The following is a 19,503-nucleotide window of genomic DNA, read 5'->3' on the forward strand; positions in this document are numbered from 1 at the left end:
CGCCGATGCGCGACGCTGCCGCCGCCGTTCGGCAATGTCGAACACTACCGTTCCATGTCGACCTCCCGCCAATGGTCGGTCGACACCTGTTACGTCACCCGTCGCGAGAACCTAGACGGGGTTGATCCGCCCGTCACCCCGGTCCGCCTCATGGACGCATCGAGCATTCTCCCGCCCGACCCCGTTACCCTGGCGGCGTGCAAGCTCCCCGGGGAGTTCCGTGAGAGGTTCCCGGGGAAGCCGCAAAGCCGACAGCCGTCGCACTCCAGGGAGCCCCTTCATGGCCTCGTCGCCACTGACCCCTTCTGCCGACAGCCGGACCCGTGTGTCCGCGCTCCGAGAGGCGCTCGCCACCCGCGTGGTGGTCGCCGACGGAGCCATGGGCACCATGCTCCAGGCACAGGACCCCACGCTCGACGACTTCGAGAACCTCGAAGGCTGCAACGAGATCCTGAACATCACCCGCCCGGACATCGTCCGCTCGGTCCACGAGGAGTACTTCGGCGCGGGTGTCGACTGCGTCGAGACGAACACCTTCGGCGCCAACCACTCCGCGATGGCCGAGTACGACATCGCCGACCGCGTCTACGAACTGTCGGAGTCCGGCGCCCGTATCGCCCGCGAGACCGCCGACGACTTCGGCGCCCGCGACGGCCGCCAGCGCTGGGTCCTCGGCTCCATCGGCCCCGGCACCAAGCTGCCCACCCTCGGCCACATCGGCTACGCCACCCTCCGCGACGGCTTCCAGGCGAACGCCGAGGGCCTGCTGGCCGGCGGCGCCGACGCCCTGATCGTGGAGACGACGCAGGACCTGCTCCAGACCAAGTCGTCGATCCTGGGCGCCCGCCGCGCGATGGAGGCGACCGGCGCCGACGTACCGCTGCTGGTCTCGATGGCCTTCGAGACCACCGGCACCATGCTCCTCGGATCCGAGATCGGCGCCGCGCTCACCGCGCTCGAACCCCTCGGCATCGACATGATCGGCCTGAACTGCTCGACCGGCCCGGCCGAGATGAGCGAGCACCTGCGCTATCTGGCCCGCCACTCCCGCACCCCGCTGCTGTGCATGCCGAACGCGGGCCTGCCCATCCTCACCAAGGACGGCGCCCACTTCCCGCTCGACCCCGAGGGCCTGGCCGACGCGCAGGAGCACTTCGTACGCGACTACGGCCTGAACCTGGTGGGCGGCTGCTGCGGTACGACCCCCGAGCACCTGCGCCAGCTCGTCGAGCGGGTCCGCGAGGCCACGCCCACCGAGCGCCACCCGCAGCCCGAGCCGGGCGCCGCCTCGCTCTACCAGACGGTCCCGTTCCGCCAGGACACCGCCTACATGGCGATCGGCGAGCGCACCAACGCCAACGGCTCGAAGAAGTTCCGCGAGGCCATGCTGGACGCCCGCTGGGACGACTGTGTGGAGATGGCCCGCGACCAGATCCGCGAGGGCGCCCACATGCTGGACCTCTGCGTGGACTACGTGGGCCGCGACGGCGTCGCCGACATGGAGGAGCTGGCCGGCCGCTTCGCCACCGCGTCCACGCTGCCGATCGTCCTCGACTCCACCGAAGTCCCGGTGATCCGGGCCGGGTTGGAGAAGCTCGGTGGCCGCGCGGTCATCAACTCCGTCAACTACGAGGACGGCGACGGCCCCGAGTCCCGCTTCGCGAAGGTCACCAGGCTGGCGCAGGAGCACGGCGCCGCGCTCATCGCGCTGACCATCGACGAGCAGGGCCAGGCCCGCACCCCGGAGCACAAGGTCGCCATCGCCGAGCGGCTGATCGAGGACCTCACGACGAACTGGGGCATCCACGAGTCGGACATCCTCATCGACACCCTGACCTTCACCATCTGCACCGGCCAGGAGGAGTCGCGGGGCGACGGCATCGCCACCATCGAGGCGATCCGCCGCCTCAAGGGCCTCCACCCGGACGTCCAGACCACCCTGGGCCTGTCCAACATCTCCTTCGGCCTCAACCCGGCCGCCCGCGTCCTGCTCAACTCCGTCTTCCTCGACGAATGCGTCAAGGCGGGCCTCGACTCGGCGATCGTCCACGCCTCGAAGATCCTCCCGATCGCCCGGTTCACCGAGGAGGAGGTGCAGACCGCCCTCGACCTCATTTACGACCGCCGTGCCGAGGGCTACGACCCCCTCCAGAAGCTGATGGCCCTCTTCGAGGGCGCCACCACCAAGTCCCGGACGGCGGGCCGCGCCGAGGAGCTGGCCGCGCTCCCGCTGGACGAGCGGCTCAAGCGGCGGATCATCGACGGCGAGAAGAACGGCCTGGAGGCCGACCTCTCCGAGGCCCTGCAGACCCGCCCCGCCCTCGACATCGTCAACGCGACCCTCCTGGACGGCATGAAGGTCGTCGGCGAGCTGTTCGGCTCCGGCCAGATGCAGCTGCCGTTCGTGCTCCAGTCCGCCGAGGTCATGAAGACCGCGGTCGCCTATCTCGAACCGCACATGGAGAAGTCGGACGCCGAGGGCAAGGGCACCATCGTGCTCGCCACCGTGCGCGGCGACGTCCACGACATCGGCAAGAACCTCGTCGACATCATCCTGTCCAACAACGGCTACAACGTCGTCAACCTCGGCATCAAGCAGCCGGTCTCCGCGATCCTGGAAGCCGCCGAGGAGCACCGCGCCGACGTCATCGGCATGTCGGGCCTCCTGGTCAAGTCCACGGTGATCATGAAGGAGAACCTCCAGGAGCTCAACCAGCGCAAGATGGCCGCCGACTACCCGGTCATCCTGGGCGGCGCCGCACTGACGAGGGCGTACGTCGAGCAGGACCTGCACGAGATCTACGAGGGCGAAGTCCGTTACGCCCGCGACGCGTTCGAGGGCCTGCGCCTGATGGACGCCCTGATCGGCGTCAAGCGGGGCGTGCCCGGCGCGAAGCTGCCCGAGCTCAAGCAGCGCCGGGTGCGGGCGACCGCGGCCGTGGAGGTCGAGGAGCGCCCCGAGGAGGGCCACGTCCGCTCCGACGTCGCCGTCGACAACCCGATCCCCGAGGCGCCGTTCCGCGGCACCCGGGTCATCAAGGGCATCCAGCTCAAGGAGTACGCCTCCTGGCTGGACGAGGGCGCCCTCTTCAAGGGCCAGTGGGGCCTCAAGCAGGCGCGTACGGGCGACGGACCGACGTACGAGGAACTGGTGGAGACCGAGGGCCGCCCGCGACTGCGCGGCCTCCTGGACAAGCTCCAGACCGACAACCTCCTCGAAGCGGCCGTCGTCTACGGCTACTTCCCCTGCGTGTCCAAGGACGACGACCTGATCATCCTGGACGACCAGGGCAACGAGCGCACCCGCTTCACCTTCCCGCGCCAGCGCCGCGGCCGGCGCCTCTGCCTGGCCGACTTCTTCCGCCCGGAGGAGTCCGGCGAGACCGACGTCGTCGGCTTCCAGATCGTCACCATGGGCAACCGCATCGGCGAGGAGACCGCGAAGCTCTTCGAGTCGAACTCCTACCGCGACTACCTCGAACTGCACGGCCTGTCCGTCCAGTTGGCCGAGGCGCTCGCCGAGTACTGGCACGCGCGCGTGCGCTCCGAGCTGGGCTTCGCCGGCGAGGACCCCGCCGACGTCGAGGACATGTTCGCCCTCAAGTACCGGGGCGCCCGCTTCTCCCTCGGCTACGGCGCCTGCCCCGAGCTGGAGGACCGCGCGAAGATCGCCGCCCTGCTGGAGCCGGAGCGCATCGGCGTCCACCTGTCGGAGGAGTTCCAGCTGCACCCGGAGCAGTCGACCGACGCGATCGTCATCCACCACCCCGAGGCGAAATACTTCAACGCACGTTGATCGGATAAGTCGTACACTGGTCGGTCCACAGCAGGCCGGTCGCCCTTGTGAGCATCAGGGGTGGCCGGCCTGATCGTCCCTCCAGGAGGTGCGCCAGGATGACCAGCACGGTCCCCGCGCTCGGAACCCGTACGGCCGAAGGCTCAGCCCTGCAGGCCGTACTCCTCGACATGGACGGCACCCTGGTGGACACCGAGGGCTTCTGGTGGGACGTCGAGGTCGAGGTCTTCGCCGCCCTCGGACACGCCCTCGACGACTCCTGGCGCCATGTCGTGGTCGGCGGCCCCATGACCCGCAGCGCCGGGTTCCTGATCGAGGCCACCGGCGCCGACATCACCCTCGCCGAGCTGTCCGTCCTGCTCAACGCGGGCTTCGAGGACCTCATCGGGCAGGCCCTGCCGCTGATGCCGGGCGCCACCAGACTGCTGGCCGAGCTGGCGGAGTACGAGATCCCCACGGCCCTGGTCTCCGCCTCGCACCGGCGCATCATCGACCGCGTCCTGACCACGCTCGGCCCCCAGCACTTCGCGCTGACGATCGCCGGCGACGAGGTGGCGCGCACCAAGCCGCACCCCGACCCGTATCTGCTGGCCGCCGCCGGACTCGGAGTCGACCCGGCCCGCTGCGCGGTCGTCGAGGACACCGCGACCGGTGTCGCCGCGGCCGAGGCGGCGGGCTGCCTGGTGGTGGCCGTGCCCTCCGTGGCGCCCATCGCCCCGGCCGCCCGGCGCACCGTCGTGACCTCCCTGGAAGTCGTCGACCTGGCATTTCTCCGCGGTCTGATGGCCGACCGATGACGGAAATGCGCCAGGTGTTCACCGAGCGTGCAAAGTCCAATGCGAAAGGAATTCGGGCGCGGTCGACCGGTCGAATTCCGGTGCTCTCCAACTGAGTTGATGTGTGTGAGGTTCGCCACGTGCCGGAGGGTCGACATCGTCGTCACCCTGTGCTGTTCACCCCATTTCTGAGGCCGATCACGCACCCTTGTGTCCCGATTGGTGAAACGCTGCACTAATCCTTCCCTCGGCGGGTTTCCGGTCTGTCCACAGCCGGTTCCGCTGCGTGATGGGAACTCAACTACGGTGGCCGCGAACCCCCGTGTGGGTCCGGACTAATCTCAACGCGAGAACATCGCCCTTACCCCCGTGATCGACATCACCACCCCATGTATGTCAGGTACACGGACTCGAACAGCTCTGGAGAAACTCCCGCATGAACCGCAAGACTTTGGTGCTGCCGGCTGTCATCGGCCTGCTCGCACCGGTGCTCGCCGCGTGTGGCGGTTCCGGCAGCGGGAGTTCCGGCGGCGGCACGATAGTCGTCGGCACCACGGACCAGTTCGAGGCGACGAAGGAGGCTCCGGCGCCGCTCGACCCCGCCTACGCGTACGACGTCGGCACCTGGAACATCCTGCGCCAGACCGTGCAGACCCTGATGATCCAGCCCAAGGGCGAGGGCGACCCGGTGCCCGAGGCCGCCGAGAAGTGCGGCTTCACCGACACCGGCAACGAGCGCTACGCCTGCACCCTGCGCGAGGGCCTGAAGTTCGCCAACGGCGACAAGATCACCGCGTCCGATGTGAAGTACTCCATCGACCGCGCGATGCGCATCAAGGCCGACAGCGGTGTGTTCGCCCTTCTGTCCACCGTCGACACCGTCGAGACCCAGGGCGACCGCGAGGTCATCTTCCACCTCAAGACGGCCGACGCCACGTTCCCGTACAAGCTGTCCACCCCGGTCGCCGGCATCGTGAACCCCGCCGACTACCAGAAGGACAAGCTGCGCGACGGCTTCGACATCGACGGCTCCGGCCCGTACACCCTCTCGGCGTCCAAGAAGGGCGACGCGATCACCACGGCGACGTTCACCAAGAACCCCAATTACAAGGGGATTCTGAAGGTGAACAACGACAAGGTCGAGATGCGCTCCTTCTCGGACGCCACCGCCATGGGCAGCGCGCTGTCCAAGGGCGACATCGACGTCATGACGCGCACCATGTCGCCGGAGCAGATCCAGAAGCTCGGCGACAACACGGACGGCAACATCGACCTCGTCGAGATGCCCGGCCTCGAAATCCGCTACCTGGCCTTCAACACCACCGCCGCGACCGTGAAGACGAAGGCCGTACGCGAGGCGATGGCCCAGGTCATCGACCGCGGCGAACTCGTCTCCAAGGTCTACGGCACCGAGGCCGAGCCGCTCTACTCCCTGGTACCGGCGACCATCACCGGTCACTCGAACTCGTTCTTCAACAAGTACGGCGACCCGAGCGTCACCAAGGCCAAGTCCCTGCTGACCCAGGCCAACATCACCACCCCGGTGAAGCTCACGCTGCACTACACGACCGACCACTACGGCCCGGCCACCAAGGACGAGTTCGAGCAGCTGCAGAAGCAGCTCAACGCGAGCGGCCTCTTCGACGTCTCCATCAAGGGCACGCCCTGGTCGACGTTCCGCCAGGCCGAGCAGAAGGGCAAGTACGACGTCTACGGGATGGGCTGGTTCCCGGACTTCCCCGACGCCGACAACTACCTCGCCCCGTTCCTCGACAAGGACAACACCCTCGGCTCGCCGTACGCCAACTCCGAGATCATCGGCACGCTGATCCCCGAGTCCCGCCGCGAGGCCGACCGGCTCGCCGCGTCGAAGAGCCTCACTGCCATCCAGGACATCGTCGCCACCGACGTCCCGATGATCCCGCTGTGGCAGGGCAAGCAGTACGTCGCCGCCCGCGACGACGTCACGGGCACCGCGTACGTGCTCAACTCCTCCTCGACCCTCCAGCTCTGGGAGCTGGGCCGAGGCACGGGCAGCTGACAGCCCCGTGTGCCCGGGGCCGGGACGCACCGCCCCGGGCTTCGCAGTGACAATGACAAGGCACACGCAGTGATCAAGCTCAACCAGTGGCCAGTCCTGCCGATCGTGGCGGGGCTGGCCTCCGGCCTGTTGACCGGATGCGGCACCACGACGGGCGGCTCCTCGGGCACCGGCTCCTCCGTGGTCATGGGAATGTCCGACGACGTCCTGGCCACCGACCCCGCCTCGGGCTACGACCCCGGCTCCTGGCTGCTGTTCGACAACGTCTTCCAGTCGCTGTTGAGCTTCCCCAAGGGAGGCACCGAACCGCAGCCGGAGGCCGCCAAGAAGTGTTCCTTCACGGACACCCGCGCCCAGGTCTACCGCTGCACCCTGAAGGCCGGCCTGAAGTTCAGCAACGGTGACGCGCTCACCTCGAAGGACGTCAAGTTCTCCTTCGACCGCATGCTGAAGATCAACGACCCCGCCGGTCCCGCGATCATGTTCCCCATGCTCGACAAGGTCGAGACCCCGGACGCGCACACGGTCGTCTTCCGGCTCAACACGTCCGACGCCACCTTCCCGAGCAAGCTCGCCTCCGGCGCCGGCTCGATCGTCGACCACACGCAGTACGACGCGAACGGGCTGCGCGAGGACGGGGGAGCGGTCGGCTCGGGCCCGTACAAGCTCGACTCGTACGGCGATGACGAGGCCGTCTTCTCGGTCAACGACAACTACAAGGGCACCGCCGAGGTGAAGAACTCCGGCGTCACCCTCAAGTTCTTTCACGGCGACCAGAGCGCCCTGAAGAAGGCCCTCCTCGACAACAAGGTCGACATCGCCTACCGCGGCCTGACCGCCACCGACATCGCGGGCATCGAGAACTCCGACGACAGCGACGGCGTCGAGGTCGTCGAGGGCAGCAGCGCCGAAGTCCAGCACCTGGTCTTCAACATGGACGACCCGGTCACCGGCCGACTCGGCGTCCGCAAGGCCATCGCCTACCTCCTGGACCGCGACGCCCTCATCAGGGACGTCTACAAGGACACGGCCACCGCGCTCTACTCGATCATCCCGGCAGGCATCGCCGGTCACACCACGTCCTTCTTCGACACCTACGGCGCCCACCCCTCCAAGGCCGCGGCGCAGGCCGCGCTGGAGGCGGACGGCATCACCGACAAGGTGAAACTGACCCTCTGGTCCACCCCGTCCCGCTACGGCCCGGCCACCGACCAGGAACTGAAGGCCATCGCCAAGCAGCTCAACGCCGGCGGGCTGTTCGACGCCGACGTGAAGTCCGTGGCGTACAGCCAGTACGAGAAGGACATCGCCAAGGGCAAGTACGGCGTGTACGTGAAGGGCTGGGTGCCCGACTACCCGGACGCCGACAACTTCACCGCCCCCTTCTTCGGCAAGGGCAACGTGCTGAGCAACAACTACACCAACAACACGATCACCGACACGCTCATCCCCAGAACCGCCGCCCAGAGCGACCGCGGCGCCACCGACAGGGACTTCGGCAAACTCCAGGACATCGTCGCCGACCAGCTGCCCGTCCTCCCGGTCTGGCAGGCCAAGCAGTACGCGGTCACCCGCGACAACGTCTACGGCCTCGAATACTGCCTCGACGCGTCGACGGTGTTCCGCTTCTGGGAACTCAGCAAGGGCTGAACACCAGGGCCCGGACACAAGGAGAGGCGCCCCTGTCAGGAAGGGGCGCCTCTCCGCACGACTGCTGCGGCTACTGCGCGCCGGGGCGCACCAGCCCGCTCTCGTACGCGTACACCGCGGCCTGCACCCGGTCACGCAGCCCCAGCTTGGTCAGCACATGCCCCACGTGCGTCTTGACTGTGGTCTCACTGACGAAAAGATCGGCGGCGATCTCGGCGTTCGACAACCCGCGCGCCACCAGCTTCAGCACCTCGACCTCGCGCTCGGTCAGCGTGTGCAGGGCGTCCGGGACGGGCTCGTCACCCGACGGCAGATGGCTGGCGTACTTGTCGAGCAGCCGCCGCGTGATGCTGGGCGCGAGCATCGCCTCGCCGGAGGCCACCACGCGGATCGCCTGCACGAGTTCGTTCGCAGGCGCGTCCTTGAGCAGGAAGCCACTGGCACCGGCCCGCAACGCCTCCACGACGTACTCGTCGAGGTCGAAGGTGGTCAGCACCAGCACCTTCGCCGGGCCGTCCCGCCCGGGACCGGTGATCTGCCGGGTCGCCTCCACCCCGTCCATCCGCGGCATACGGATGTCCATCAGCACCACATCGGGCTGCAGGGCCCGCACCTGGTCGAGCGCCTGCAGACCGTCACCGGCCTCACCGACGACCGCGAGATCCTGCTCCGCCTCCAGAATCATCCGGAACCCGGTTCGCAGCAGCGGTTGGTCATCGACAAGTAGGACGCGGATGGCCACGTGAGTCTCCTTCGCTAGCCCGGCCCCATTCTGCCCTGCGCAACGCCGACCGACTCGACCGCCCTGACGGGCAGACCCCGGCTCACGTCGATGACGGAGACGGGGGCCTCCGGCGGGAAGGCCGTTTGCCGCGCCGGGGCGATGACGGGAAGGTCGTTTGCGCCGCCGAGCCGACGATGGGGAGACCGTTTGCCGCGCCGGGCCGACGGCGGGAAGACCGTTTGCCGCACCCGGGCTGGCGGCGGGAGGGGCCTGGGGAATGTGGGCACTGGGCGGAAACTTCGCGGGCAGCCTCAGGGGTCTGGGTGGAAGAAGCGTCCGTTAGTGCCGGGTGCCGGGTTTCGGCTCTGGGTGGGAGGCGTGTTCGCCAGTTCCGGCGGCCCCGGCGAGACCATGATCGGTGGTCTCTGGCCTTGGCGGAGACGCCCGTCCATCGCTTTCGGAACTCGGGCGGAAAGTGCGCCGGCTGTCTTCGGGGCCTGGGCGGGGAGTTCGTCGGCTGCGCCTGACTGGTTGGTGGAAGGGAGATCCGCGGCCCTTGGACCCCCGGCGGAAGGACCGCTGGCCGCCCTCTGCCTCTGAGCGGGAACGTGGTCGGATGTCTCCGGACCGGGGCGGTAACACCATCGGGTGCCATGGGCCCCAGGCGAAGAAACCGTCGGCGACCCCGACCCGCGAGCAGAAAAGCCCTCGGGTACCCGGCCCCCCCCGAGTGAAGAGACCGTAGGCCACCTCCGCTGCCCGTGCGGAAACACTGCCTGCTGCCCTCCGGCCCGGGCAGAAAGTCAGCCCGTCGCCTCTGACCTCCTGGCGGAGAGATCGTCCGCTGCTACTGACTCCCCGCCGGAAACGCCGTCCGACGCCCTTGCGTCACCGGCGGGGACACCGTGTCCTGCTCCTGCGTCCCTGGCAGGAACGCCGTCCCTTGCCTCCGCGCCCCCGGCGGAAACGCCGTCCCTTGCTCCCGCGTCCCCAGCAGGAACATTGACCCCCACTCCCGCGCCCCCGGCAGAAACGCGGTCCCTTGGTCCCGCGTCCCCGGCAGGAACATCGACCCCCACTCCCGCGCCCCCGGCAGAAATGCTGTCCCTCGCCCCCACGCCCCCGGCAGGAACACCGACCCCCACCCCCACACCCTCCGCAGAAACGCCGTCGGCACCCCGTACCGGCAGTGGATACGGCGGGGGAGTGCCGCCGAACTCCGGGCACACCGACTGGTGGTCGCACCAGCCGCACAGTTTGGTCGGCCGGGGCCGCCACTCGCCCGTCTCCGTGGCCAGCCGGATCGCCTCCCACAGCGCCAGCAGTTTGCGCTCCACCCGCTCCAGGTCCGCGAGGACGGGGTCGTACGTCACGACGTCCCCACTGCCCAGATACACCAGCTGAAGCCGCCGCGGAACGACCTGCTTCAGCCGCCAGACCACCAGGGCGTAGAACTTCATCTGGAACAGCGCGCCCTCGGCGTACTCCGGCCGGGGCGCCTTGCCCGTCTTGTAGTCGACGATCCGCACATCACCCGTGGGCGCCACGTCGACCCGGTCGATGATCCCGCGCAGCTTCAGGCCCGAGTCCAACTCGGCCTCGACGAACATCTCGCGCTCGGCGGGCTCCAGCCGCGTCGGGTCCTCAAGGGAGAACCAGCGCTCGACCAGCCGCTCCGCCTCCCCGAGCCAGCGCGTGAGCCGCTCGCCCTCCGGATCGTCGGCGAACAGCTCCACGACCTCCGGCCGCGACTCCCGCAACCGGTCCCACTGCCCGGGAATCAACGACTTGGCACGCGGCGCCGTACGCTCCGCCGCCGGGGCGTCGAAGAGCCGCTCAAGGACCGAGTGCACCAACGTCCCCCGGGTCGCCGCCTCGCTCGGCTTCTCCGGCAGCCGGTCGATCACCCGGAACCGGTACAGCAGCGGGCACTGCATGAAGTCACTGGCACGCGAGGGCGACAGCGAGGCGGGCGCTATGGCGACGCGCTCGACCACGCCCACCGTCCCCGCCTCCACTGTCGCTGCCGCCGTCGGCCCGGCCGCCGTGCCCTCGTCGCCGGCTGCCCCTGCGACGCCCTCGGTACTCGTCTCCATGCCCACAGACCTTACGGCCCGCCACTGACAGTGACCCGCTCCCGGCCACCGCCTGCGCGACAGCCGGGGAAACGCGGGGGGTGCCGGGGCGGAACGCGTCGCGACCGCCGCATACCATCGACCCGAGACCCCTCCGCCCGGTTGGCGCGGAGGACGCTTCGAACGAGGGGACACCGTGGACGAGAGCGGGCAGCCGCGGTCCGGCAACGACGAGCCGACCGAACACGCCACGGGTGCCACGACCCCGGCCGCCGAACCCGGCACTCCCGAGCCGAAACACGACGATTCCGACCACAGTGGGGCCGAGGAGCTCACTCAGGACCAGGACCAGGACCAGGAGCACGAGGACACGGTCACGTTGTCCGAGTCCGCCGCAGGGGATCGTACGGAGGCAGGTCTGCCGTCGGGACCGGCCGCTGACGACCGCACGGACACCGGCACCGCGTCCCACGACACCGCGCCCGACACCACCCCCGCGCACGATGTGACTCCTGCGGCCCCGGCCCCCGCCGACCCGTCGCACCCCCGCCTCAACGGTGAACCGAAACCCGGCGACGAACCCGCGGCCGGTGAGCACGTCGGCGACCACACGAGCGACCACGACCGGGCACCCGACCGCACCCACGCCCACACGGACCCCCACGCCCACACCGCCGACACCGGTATCGCCAAGGGACGCCCCCCGCAGCGCCCCAAGGAGCCCGGAGGCGGGCTGCTGATGGGGCGGCCCTTCGGGGTGCCCGTCTACGTGGCGCCCAGCTGGTTCCTCGTCGCCGCGCTCATCACCTGGGTGTTCGGCGGCCAGCTCGACCGTGTCCTGCCCGAACTCGGCGCCGCCCGCTACCTCGTGTCCCTCTTCTTCGCGGTCGCCTTCTACGCCTCCGTGCTGGTCCACGAACTCGCCCACACCGTCGCCGCCCTCCGCTTCAAACTCCCGGTCCGCCGCATCCAGTTGCAGTTCTTCGGCGGCGTCTCCGAGATCGAGAAGGAGGCCGAGACCCCCGGCAGGGAGTTCGTGCTGGCCTTCGTCGGCCCACTGCTCTCGCTGATCCTCTCGGGCATCTTCTACCTGGCCATGCTGCCCACCGAACCCGGCACCGTCCCCGGCGTCCTGCTGGCCGGCCTGATGGTCTCCAACCTCATCGTGGCCGCCTTCAACCTCCTGCCCGGCCTGCCCCTCGACGGCGGCCGCATGCTCCGCGCCGTCGTCTGGAAGATCACCGGCAGGCCCATGAGCGGCACCATCGCCGCCGCCTGGGTCGGCCGCGCCCTCGCCGTCTCCGTCCTCATCGGCCTCCCGCTGCTCACCCAGACCGGCGCCCTCGGCACCAACACCGAGGACATCAGCGGCATGGACACCGTCACGGACGCCCTCCTGGCCGCGATCCTCGCCGCGATCATCTGGACCGGCGCCGGCAACAGCCTGCGCATGGCCCGCCTGCGCGAACACCTCCCGGAACTCCGCGCCCGCAACCTCACCCGCCGCGCGGTCCCCGTCGAGACCAACACCCCGCTCTCCGAGGCCCTGCGCCGCGCCAACGCCGCCGGCGCCCGCGCCCTGGTCGTCGTCGACGCCGACGGCCAGCCCCTCTCCCTCGTCCGCGAGGCCGCCATCGTCGGCGTACCCGAACACCGCCGCCCGTGGGTCGTCGTCAGCGGCCTCGCACAGGACCTCACCGACGGCATGCGCGTCTCGGCGGAACTCGCGGGCGAGGACCTCCTCGACGCCCTGCGCGAGACCCCCGCCACGGAATACCTCGTCGTCGAGGAGACCGGCGAGATCTACGGCGTCCTGTCGGCGGCCGACGTGGAGCGCGCCTTCGTGAAGGCCATGGCCCGGCCCAGTTGAGGCACGCACGCGTGGTCGGCGGCCCCCGCAAACGCCGGTAGGCTGGTCACATGTCCGAACCGACCGGTGCCGCCCGCAGGCGCGGGCCCTTCAAGGTCGGGGACCAGGTTCAGCTGACCGACCCCAAGGGCCGCCACTACACGTTCACGCTCGAAGCGGGGAAGAACTTCCACACCCACAAGGGTTCCTTCCCGCACGACGAGCTGATCGGCGCACCCGAGGGCAGCGTTGTCCGCACCACCGGAAACGTCGCCTACCTCGCGCTGCGCCCCCTGCTCCCCGACTACGTCCTGTCCATGCCCCGCGGCGCCGCCGTGGTCTACCCCAAGGACGCGGGGCAGATCCTGTCCTTCGCCGACATCTTCCCCGGCGCCCGCGTCGTGGAAGCGGGCGTGGGCTCCGGCTCGCTCAGCAGCTTCCTGCTGCGCGCCATCGGCGACCAGGGCATGCTGCACTCCTACGAGCGCCGCGAGGACTTCGCCGAGATCGCCCAGCAGAACGTGGAGCGCTACTTCGGCGGCCCGCACCCCGCCTGGCAGCTCACCGTGGGCGACCTCCAGGACAACCTCAGCGACACCGACGTCGACCGCGTCATCCTCGACATGCTCGCCCCCTGGGAGTGCCTGGAGGCCGTCTCCAAGGCGCTCGTGCCCGGCGGCATCCTCTGCTGCTACGTCGCCACCACCACCCAGCTCGCGCGGACCGTCGAGTCCATCCGCGAGATCGGCTGCTTCAACGAGCCGACCGCCTGGGAGACGATGCTCCGCAACTGGCACGTCGAGGGCCTGGCCGTCCGCCCCGACCACCGGATGATCGGCCACACCGGCTTCCTCCTCACCGCCCGCCGCCTCGCGGACGGCGTCGAGCCCCCCATGCGCCGCCGCCGCCCCGCCAAGGGCGCCTACGGCGACGACTACACCGGCCCGAACGCCGAAGGCGGCGCCGCCGGCCGCTGAGCCGACTCCCCTCGACAGCGGCCCTGTGCCGCACTCAACGCACGAACGCCGTGGCCGAGTTCCCGGAAGTCCTCCGGAACTCGGCCACGGCGTCTTTGCTCTGACGTACTGCCATACCGCATACCGCCACCAACGGCCCGTCCCGTCCGACCGTGCGAACGAACAGTCGACCCCGCCGTTCCCCCGCACTGTGACGTGTGGCACCATGCAGGCCACCCCCACCGGCACAGCCCTCACAGGAGACACTCCTAGTGCAGCACTCCGCCGTCCCGGAACTGGAACTGGCACACACGAACACCCGGCCCATCCACTGGGTCGCCACCGCCACGGCTCTCGCCGGCGTTGTGGCCCTCTCCTCGGTCCTGCAACCCGGCTCGGCGCGCGCCGCCCAGGCCTCCGGCCCGCGGACGAAGTCCGCGCCCGCCACCGCCTCGGCCCCCGCGACCACCGGGGTCGACTTCCCCATCCAATGCGGCCCGCTGAAGGCCATCGTCCAGAAGAAGGCCTCCGGCGACCTGGACGGCGACGGCAGGCCGGAGACGGTCGCCGTGGTCCACTGCGACGCCGGCATGGGCACCCCGCCCGACGGCGTCTACGTCCTGACCCAGGGAGCGGGCGCCGCAAAGCCGCGCGTCGTCGCCACCCTGGTCGCCCCGAAATCCCGCGAGACCGTCACCGACTTCGCCGTACGCGACGGCGCGATACGCGCGACCCTGCTCGGCTACTCGACCGAAGACGTGCCCAGTTGCTGCCCCGACGTGAAGGAAAGCGCGAAGTGGCAGTGGCAGAACGGCACGTTCATCCGCTCCACACCGGGCAACGCGCAGAACGTCTGACCACCCGCCGGTCCGCCGCCCCTCAGGCCGCGTCGGGCCCGTACACCTCGACCCGGTCCGCGACCCGCCGCACATGAATGCAGTCGCCGGGGCACTCCTTGGCGGAGTCCACCACGTCGACCAGCAGCGTCAGCGGTACGGGCGTCGTGGCGCCCTTGTCCTGCAACAGCTCGTCGTCCGGGCTCTTCACATAGGCCAGACCGTCGATGTCCAGCTCGAAGACCTCAGGGGCGTACTGGGCGCAGATGCCGTCGCCGGTACAGAGGTCCTGGTCGATCCAGACCTCCAACGCCTCGCCGTCGGCCGCGGCCTCGTCCTGCACGGTGATGTCTCCTGCTTCCGCCGGGTGTTGAACACTTCGACCCTACCTCCGCCCGCTTTCCGATTACGTTCGACGGGTATTCACACGGCGTGAGGGAGCGCGCAGGATGAAGATCGGACACACCGGGACAGTCTTTGTGATCGACAGGTTTCAATCGAAACCAGCCCAGGTAGCCTCCGAAGCGTCCAGCTCCCCCGGAGTGGAGCGGACATAACTGAGGCCCGGCCGACTGCTTTGGCGGGCGACGGCCGGACCTCGCAAGGCGACCCTGTGGAGGTACACCCACCGTGAGCATACCCATCGCAAAATGGACCAAGCGACTCCGCCCGAAACTGCTGGCCGCCTGGCTGATCGCGTCGGTAGCCGCCCCGACGGGCCTGGTGGCCGCAGGCGTCCTCTCGACAGACCAGGGCAGCTTCGCGCTCGCCGCATCCGGTGCCCTGTCGCTGGCAGTCAGGCAGGGCGGGGCAGCCCGGGACCGCCGACCCCGAAGCTCCGCCGAGCACGTCGAGGGCGCCGAAGAACCCACGGACGAGCCGCACCGAAGGTGATGCACTTGTCCTTTTGGGCCACTCTGAGTCAGGGCCCCGCGGCAGTCATCCGCAGCGCCCGGGGCCGCCCGCTCGGGCAACGCGCGCCGACTGCGACGGGTTTCGTCCAACTCGGCCCAGGAACAGTCGGCTTCTGAATCACGTTGAGTGGGTATCCACACGGCGTGAGGGAGAGCGCAGGGTGACCGACGACACACCTTGACAGTCTTTGTGATCTAGGGGTTTCAATCGACACCCACCCAGGTAGGGTCTGGAAGCGTCCAGCTCCCCTTGGAGGAGGTGAGGACCGTGGCAGCCCACGACGACGACATGAACCGCGGCATCCGCCCGGGACGAGGGTCCGACGACCCGTCCGGGCAGATTGCCTACCTTGAGCAGGAGATCGCCGTCCTGCGACGTAAGCTCGCCGACTCTCCGCGACACACGAGGATTCTCGAAGAGCGGATCGTCGAGCTGCAGACCAATCTGGCCGGGGTGTCCGCCCAGAACGAGCGACTCGCCAACACGCTCCGTGAGGCCCGCGACCAGATCGTGGCCCTCAAGGAGGAAGTCGACCGGCTCGCACAGCCGCCGGCCGGCTTCGGTGTCTTCCTCGTGGCCAACGAGGACGGCACAGCGGACATCTTCACCGGCGGTCGCAAACTCCGGGTGAACGTCAGCCCAAGCGTGGAGCTCGAAGAGCTCCGCCGCGGCCAGGAAGTAATGCTCAACGAAGCGCTCAACGTGGTCGAGGCCATGGAGTACGAGAGCGTCGGCGACATCGTCACCCTCAAGGAGATCCTCGAGGACGGCGAACGCGCCCTCGTGCAGGGGCACACCGACGAGGAACGGGTGGTACGGCTCGCCGAGCCGCTCCTGGACGTCGTCATCCGCCCCGGCGACGCCCTTCTGCTGGAACCTCGTTCCGGCTATGTCTACGAGGTCGTACCGAAGAGCGAGGTCGAGGAACTCGTCCTCGAAGAGGTCCCCGACATCGGCTACGAGCAGATCGGCGGTCTGGGCGGCCAGATCGAGATGATCCGCGACGCGGTCGAACTGCCGTACCTCTACCCCGACCTCTTCAAGGAGCACGAACTGCGGCCGCCCAAGGGCGTCCTGCTGTACGGGCCCCCCGGATGCGGCAAGACGCTCATCGCCAAGGCCGTCGCCAACTCGCTGGCCAAGAAGGTCGCCGAGGTGACCGGCCAGGCCACCGGCAAGAGCTTCTTCCTCAACATCAAGGGCCCCGAGCTCCTCAACAAGTACGTCGGCGAGACCGAGCGGCAGATCCGCCTCGTCTTCCAGCGTGCTCGTGAGAAGGCCAGCGAGGGCACCCCCGTCATCGTCTTCTTCGACGAGATGGAATCCCTCTTCCGCACCCGCGGCTCCGGTGTCAGCTCGGACGTGGAGAACACCATCGTCCCGCAGCTGCTCGCCGAGATCGACGGCGTGGAAGGCCTGCAGAACGTGGTCGTCATCGGCGCCTCGAACCGCGAGGACATGATCGACCCCGCCATCCTGCGCCCCGGCCGCCTGGACGTGAAGATCAAGATCGAGCGTCCCGACGCCGAGGCCGCCAAGGACATCTTCGGCAAGTACCTCACCGAGCGCCTCCCGCTCCACCCCGACGACGTCGGCGAGCACAGCGGCGACAAGACCACCACCGTCCAGAGCATGATCCAGACGGCCGTGGAACACATGTACACGGAATCCGAGGAGAACCGCTTCCTGGAGGTCACCTACGCCAACGGTGACAAGGAAGTCCTCTACTTCAAGGACTTCAACTCCGGCGCCATGATCGAGAACATCGTGGGCCGGGCCAAGAAGATGGCCATCAAGGACTTCCTCGACCACAAGCAGAAGGGCATCCGCGTCTCGCACCTCCTCCAGGCGTGCGTGGACGAGTTCAAGGAGAACGAGGACCTGCCCAACACCACCAACCCCGACGACTGGGCCCGGATCTCCGGAAAGAAGGGCGAACGGATCGTCTACATCCGTACGCTCATCACCGGAAAGCAGGGCGCAGACACCGGACGCTCCATCGACACGGTGGCGAACACCGGTCAGTACCTGTAAAAAGCAGGGTGGCTGCGGGTGCCCTAGGCGGGTACCCGCAGCCGACTGTTTTTCAGGCCACGGCTGGAGCAAGGCAATGACGCAAATGATCTCCCCACCAGCGCAAAGCCGTTCTAGGCTCTTCGGTACCGCCGAGTCGCGCAGTGCGGGGACGGGCACCGCACACGCACCGGAGCGCCAGCGGTACTTGAGCAGCGTCCCCGACCGAGGGCGCCGCCGGGCAAGGAGGGCCGCATGACCGTACGGCGAGTAATGGGCATCGAGACGGAGTACGGGATCTCCGTCCCCGGCCACCCCAACGCCAATGCCATGCTCACCTCATCCCAGATCGTCAACGCCTACGCGGCGGCGATGCACCGGGCCCGGCGGGCCCGCTGGGACTTCGAGGAGGAGAATCCGCTGCGGGACGCGCGAGGCTTCGACCTCGCCCGGGAGGCCGCCGACTCCACCCAGCTCACCGACGAGGACATCGGCCTCGCCAATGTCATCCTCACCAACGGCGCACGCCTCTACGTCGACCACGCACACCCCGAGTACAGCTCCCCCGAAGTCACCAACCCCATGGACGCCGTCCTGTGGGACAAGGCCGGCGAGCGCATCATGGCGGAGGCGGCGGAACGGGCCGCCCAACTCCCCGGCGCCCAGCCGATCCACCTCTACAAGAACAACACCGACAACAAGGGCGCCTCGTACGGCACGCACGAGAACTACCTGATGAAGCGGGAGACCCCCTTCTCGGACATCGTGCGCCACCTGACGCCGTTCTTCGTCTCCCGCCAGGTCGTCACCGGAGCGGGCCGCGTCGGCATCGGCCAGGACGGGCACGAGCACGGCTTCCAGCTCAGCCAGCGCGCCGACTACTTCGAGGTCGAGGTCGGCCTGGAGACCACCCTCAAGCGCCCCATCATCAACACCCGCGACGAACCGCACGCGGACGCCGAGAAGTACCGCCGCCTGCACGTGATCATCGGCGACGCGAACCTCTCCGAGATCTCGACCTATCTCAAGCTGGGCACGACGGCCCTGGTCCTCTCCATGATCGAGGACGGCTTCATCGCGGTCGACCTGGCAGTGGACCAACCGGTCCGCACGCTCCACCAGGTCTCCCACGACCCGACCCTCAAGCGCCTGGTCACCCTCCGCAGCGGCCGGACACTCACCGCGGTCCAGCTGCAGATGGAGTACTTCGAGCTGTCCCGCAAGTACGTCGAGGAGCGCTACGGCTCCGACGCGGACGACCAGACCAAGGACGTCCTCGCCCGCTGGGAGGACACGCTCAACCGCCTGGAGAACGACCCGATGAGCCTGGCCGGCGAGCTGGACTGGGTCGCCAAGCGGGAGCTCATGGAGGGCTACCGGCGCCGGGACGACCTCGACTGGGACGCGGCCCGGCTGCAGCTGGTCGACCTCCAGTACGCGGACGTACGGGCCGAGAAGGGCCTCTACAACCGCCTCGTGGCCCGCGGCCGGATCAAGCGCCTGCTGGACGAGGACACGGTCGAGAAGGCCCGCACACAGCCCCCGGAGGACACCCGCGCGTACTTCCGCGGACGCTGCCTGGAGCAGTACGCCGACGACGTCGCGGCGGCCTCCTGGGACTCCGTGATCTTCGACCTCCCGGGCCGGGACTCGCTCCAGCGTGTCCCAACCCTGGAACCGCTTCGCGGAACGCGTAATCACGTCAAGGAGCTCCTGGACCGCTGCCGTACGGCGGAAGACCTGGTCAGGGTCCTGTCGGGCGGCTGACAGGACCCTCGGATCCGGGGCGCCGGACAGGGTGGAATGTCCGGTGGCCGGGAATCATCGAGGTGGCCGCCGTACGTTGTAGGAACTGCGGGGCCGATGTCAGTC

12 protein-coding genes and 1 pseudogene are annotated in these 19,503 nt (G+C 68.9%); 10 read left to right on the forward strand and 3 right to left on the reverse strand.

All coding sequences use genetic code 11. The features are described from left to right. Window positions 1–280 precede the first annotated feature (280 nt). The 4 genes from metH to AB0I69_RS16560 all read left to right on the forward strand — a co-directional run bounded on the left by metH (window position 281) and on the right by AB0I69_RS16560 (window position 8,263). Complete coding sequence (gene metH, locus AB0I69_RS16545; protein WP_363096347.1) at window positions 281–3,796, forward strand: methionine synthase; 3,516 nt, start codon at window positions 281–283, stop codon at window positions 3,794–3,796. Between the two features lie 98 nt (window positions 3,797–3,894). Next, the gene (locus AB0I69_RS16550) at window positions 3,895–4,593 is read left to right on the forward strand and encodes an HAD family phosphatase (RefSeq protein WP_363096348.1); all 699 of its coding nucleotides are present in this window, start codon (window positions 3,895–3,897) and stop codon (window positions 4,591–4,593) included. A 415-nt stretch (window positions 4,594–5,008) separates the two neighbouring features. Then, window positions 5,009–6,613 (forward strand): ABC transporter substrate-binding protein, encoded by a 1,605-nt coding sequence (locus tag AB0I69_RS16555; protein ID WP_363096349.1) that lies wholly within the window; start codon window positions 5,009–5,011, stop codon window positions 6,611–6,613. Between the two features lie 69 nt (window positions 6,614–6,682). Continuing rightward, the gene (locus tag AB0I69_RS16560) at window positions 6,683–8,263 is read left to right on the forward strand and encodes an ABC transporter substrate-binding protein (protein ID WP_363096350.1); all 1,581 of its coding nucleotides are present in this window, start codon (window positions 6,683–6,685) and stop codon (window positions 8,261–8,263) included. 70 nt (window positions 8,264–8,333) lie between these two features. Here AB0I69_RS16560 and AB0I69_RS16565 read toward each other — a convergent pair whose 3' ends face one another. Both AB0I69_RS16565 and AB0I69_RS16570 read right to left on the reverse strand, forming a co-directional pair. Beyond that, complete coding sequence (locus tag AB0I69_RS16565; protein ID WP_019059117.1) at window positions 8,334–9,005, reverse strand: response regulator transcription factor; 672 nt, start codon at window positions 9,003–9,005, stop codon at window positions 8,334–8,336. A gap of 1,160 nt (window positions 9,006–10,165) precedes the next feature. Continuing rightward, window positions 10,166–11,083, reverse strand: a pseudogene (locus AB0I69_RS16570) (RecB family exonuclease); the annotation flags it as partial. 175 nt (window positions 11,084–11,258) lie between these two features. On the opposite strand from AB0I69_RS16570, the gene AB0I69_RS16575 reads away from it, so the two are divergent. The 3 genes from AB0I69_RS16575 to AB0I69_RS16585 all read left to right on the forward strand — a co-directional run bounded on the left by AB0I69_RS16575 (window position 11,259) and on the right by AB0I69_RS16585 (window position 14,724). Beyond that, window positions 11,259–12,932, forward strand: a complete 1,674-nt coding sequence (locus tag AB0I69_RS16575; RefSeq protein ID WP_363096351.1) for a site-2 protease family protein — start codon at window positions 11,259–11,261, stop codon at window positions 12,930–12,932. A gap of 50 nt (window positions 12,933–12,982) precedes the next feature. Then, the gene (locus AB0I69_RS16580; RefSeq protein WP_363096352.1) at window positions 12,983–13,888 is read left to right on the forward strand and encodes a tRNA (adenine-N1)-methyltransferase; all 906 of its coding nucleotides are present in this window, start codon (window positions 12,983–12,985) and stop codon (window positions 13,886–13,888) included. Between the two features lie 251 nt (window positions 13,889–14,139). Continuing rightward, a complete protein-coding gene (locus AB0I69_RS16585) occupies window positions 14,140–14,724 on the forward strand; it encodes a hypothetical protein (RefSeq protein WP_363096353.1) in 585 nt (194 codons plus the stop codon). 22 nt (window positions 14,725–14,746) lie between these two features. On the opposite strand, the gene AB0I69_RS16590 is transcribed toward AB0I69_RS16585, so the two are convergent. Then, a complete protein-coding gene (locus AB0I69_RS16590) occupies window positions 14,747–15,052 on the reverse strand; it encodes a ferredoxin (RefSeq protein ID WP_201049783.1) in 306 nt (101 codons plus the stop codon). A gap of 281 nt (window positions 15,053–15,333) precedes the next feature. On the opposite strand from AB0I69_RS16590, the gene AB0I69_RS16595 reads away from it, so the two are divergent. From AB0I69_RS16595 to dop, 3 genes are all read left to right on the forward strand, one after another. Beyond that, window positions 15,334–15,597 (forward strand): hypothetical protein, encoded by a 264-nt coding sequence (locus AB0I69_RS16595; RefSeq protein WP_363096354.1) that lies wholly within the window; start codon window positions 15,334–15,336, stop codon window positions 15,595–15,597. A gap of 288 nt (window positions 15,598–15,885) precedes the next feature. Continuing rightward, a complete protein-coding gene (arc, locus tag AB0I69_RS16600; RefSeq protein ID WP_363096355.1) occupies window positions 15,886–17,652 on the forward strand; it encodes a proteasome ATPase in 1,767 nt (588 codons plus the stop codon). 234 nt (window positions 17,653–17,886) lie between these two features. Then, entirely contained in the window at window positions 17,887–19,398 is a 1,512-nt protein-coding gene (dop, locus tag AB0I69_RS16605; RefSeq protein ID WP_363096356.1) for a depupylase/deamidase Dop, read from the forward strand. Window positions 19,399–19,503 lie beyond the last annotated feature (105 nt).

Source organism: Streptomyces sp. NPDC050508, assembly GCF_040655155.1.
Taxonomy (GTDB): Bacteria; Actinomycetota; Actinomycetes; order Streptomycetales; family Streptomycetaceae; genus Streptomyces.

Bases quoted from the DNA above. Each gene is read 5' to 3' on its own strand.
- metH (WP_363096347.1), top strand. From the start codon at position 281: ATGGCCTCGTCGCCACTGACCCCTTCTGCCGACAGCCGGACCCGTGTG.
- AB0I69_RS16580 (WP_363096352.1), top strand. From the start codon at position 12,983: ATGTCCGAACCGACCGGTGCCGCCCGCAGGCGCGGGCCCTTCAAGGTC.
- AB0I69_RS16550 (WP_363096348.1), top strand. From the start codon at position 3,895: ATGACCAGCACGGTCCCCGCGCTCGGAACCCGTACGGCCGAAGGCTCA.
- dop (WP_363096356.1), top strand. From the start codon at position 17,887: ATGACCGTACGGCGAGTAATGGGCATCGAGACGGAGTACGGGATCTCC.
- AB0I69_RS16555 (WP_363096349.1), top strand. From the start codon at position 5,009: ATGAACCGCAAGACTTTGGTGCTGCCGGCTGTCATCGGCCTGCTCGCA.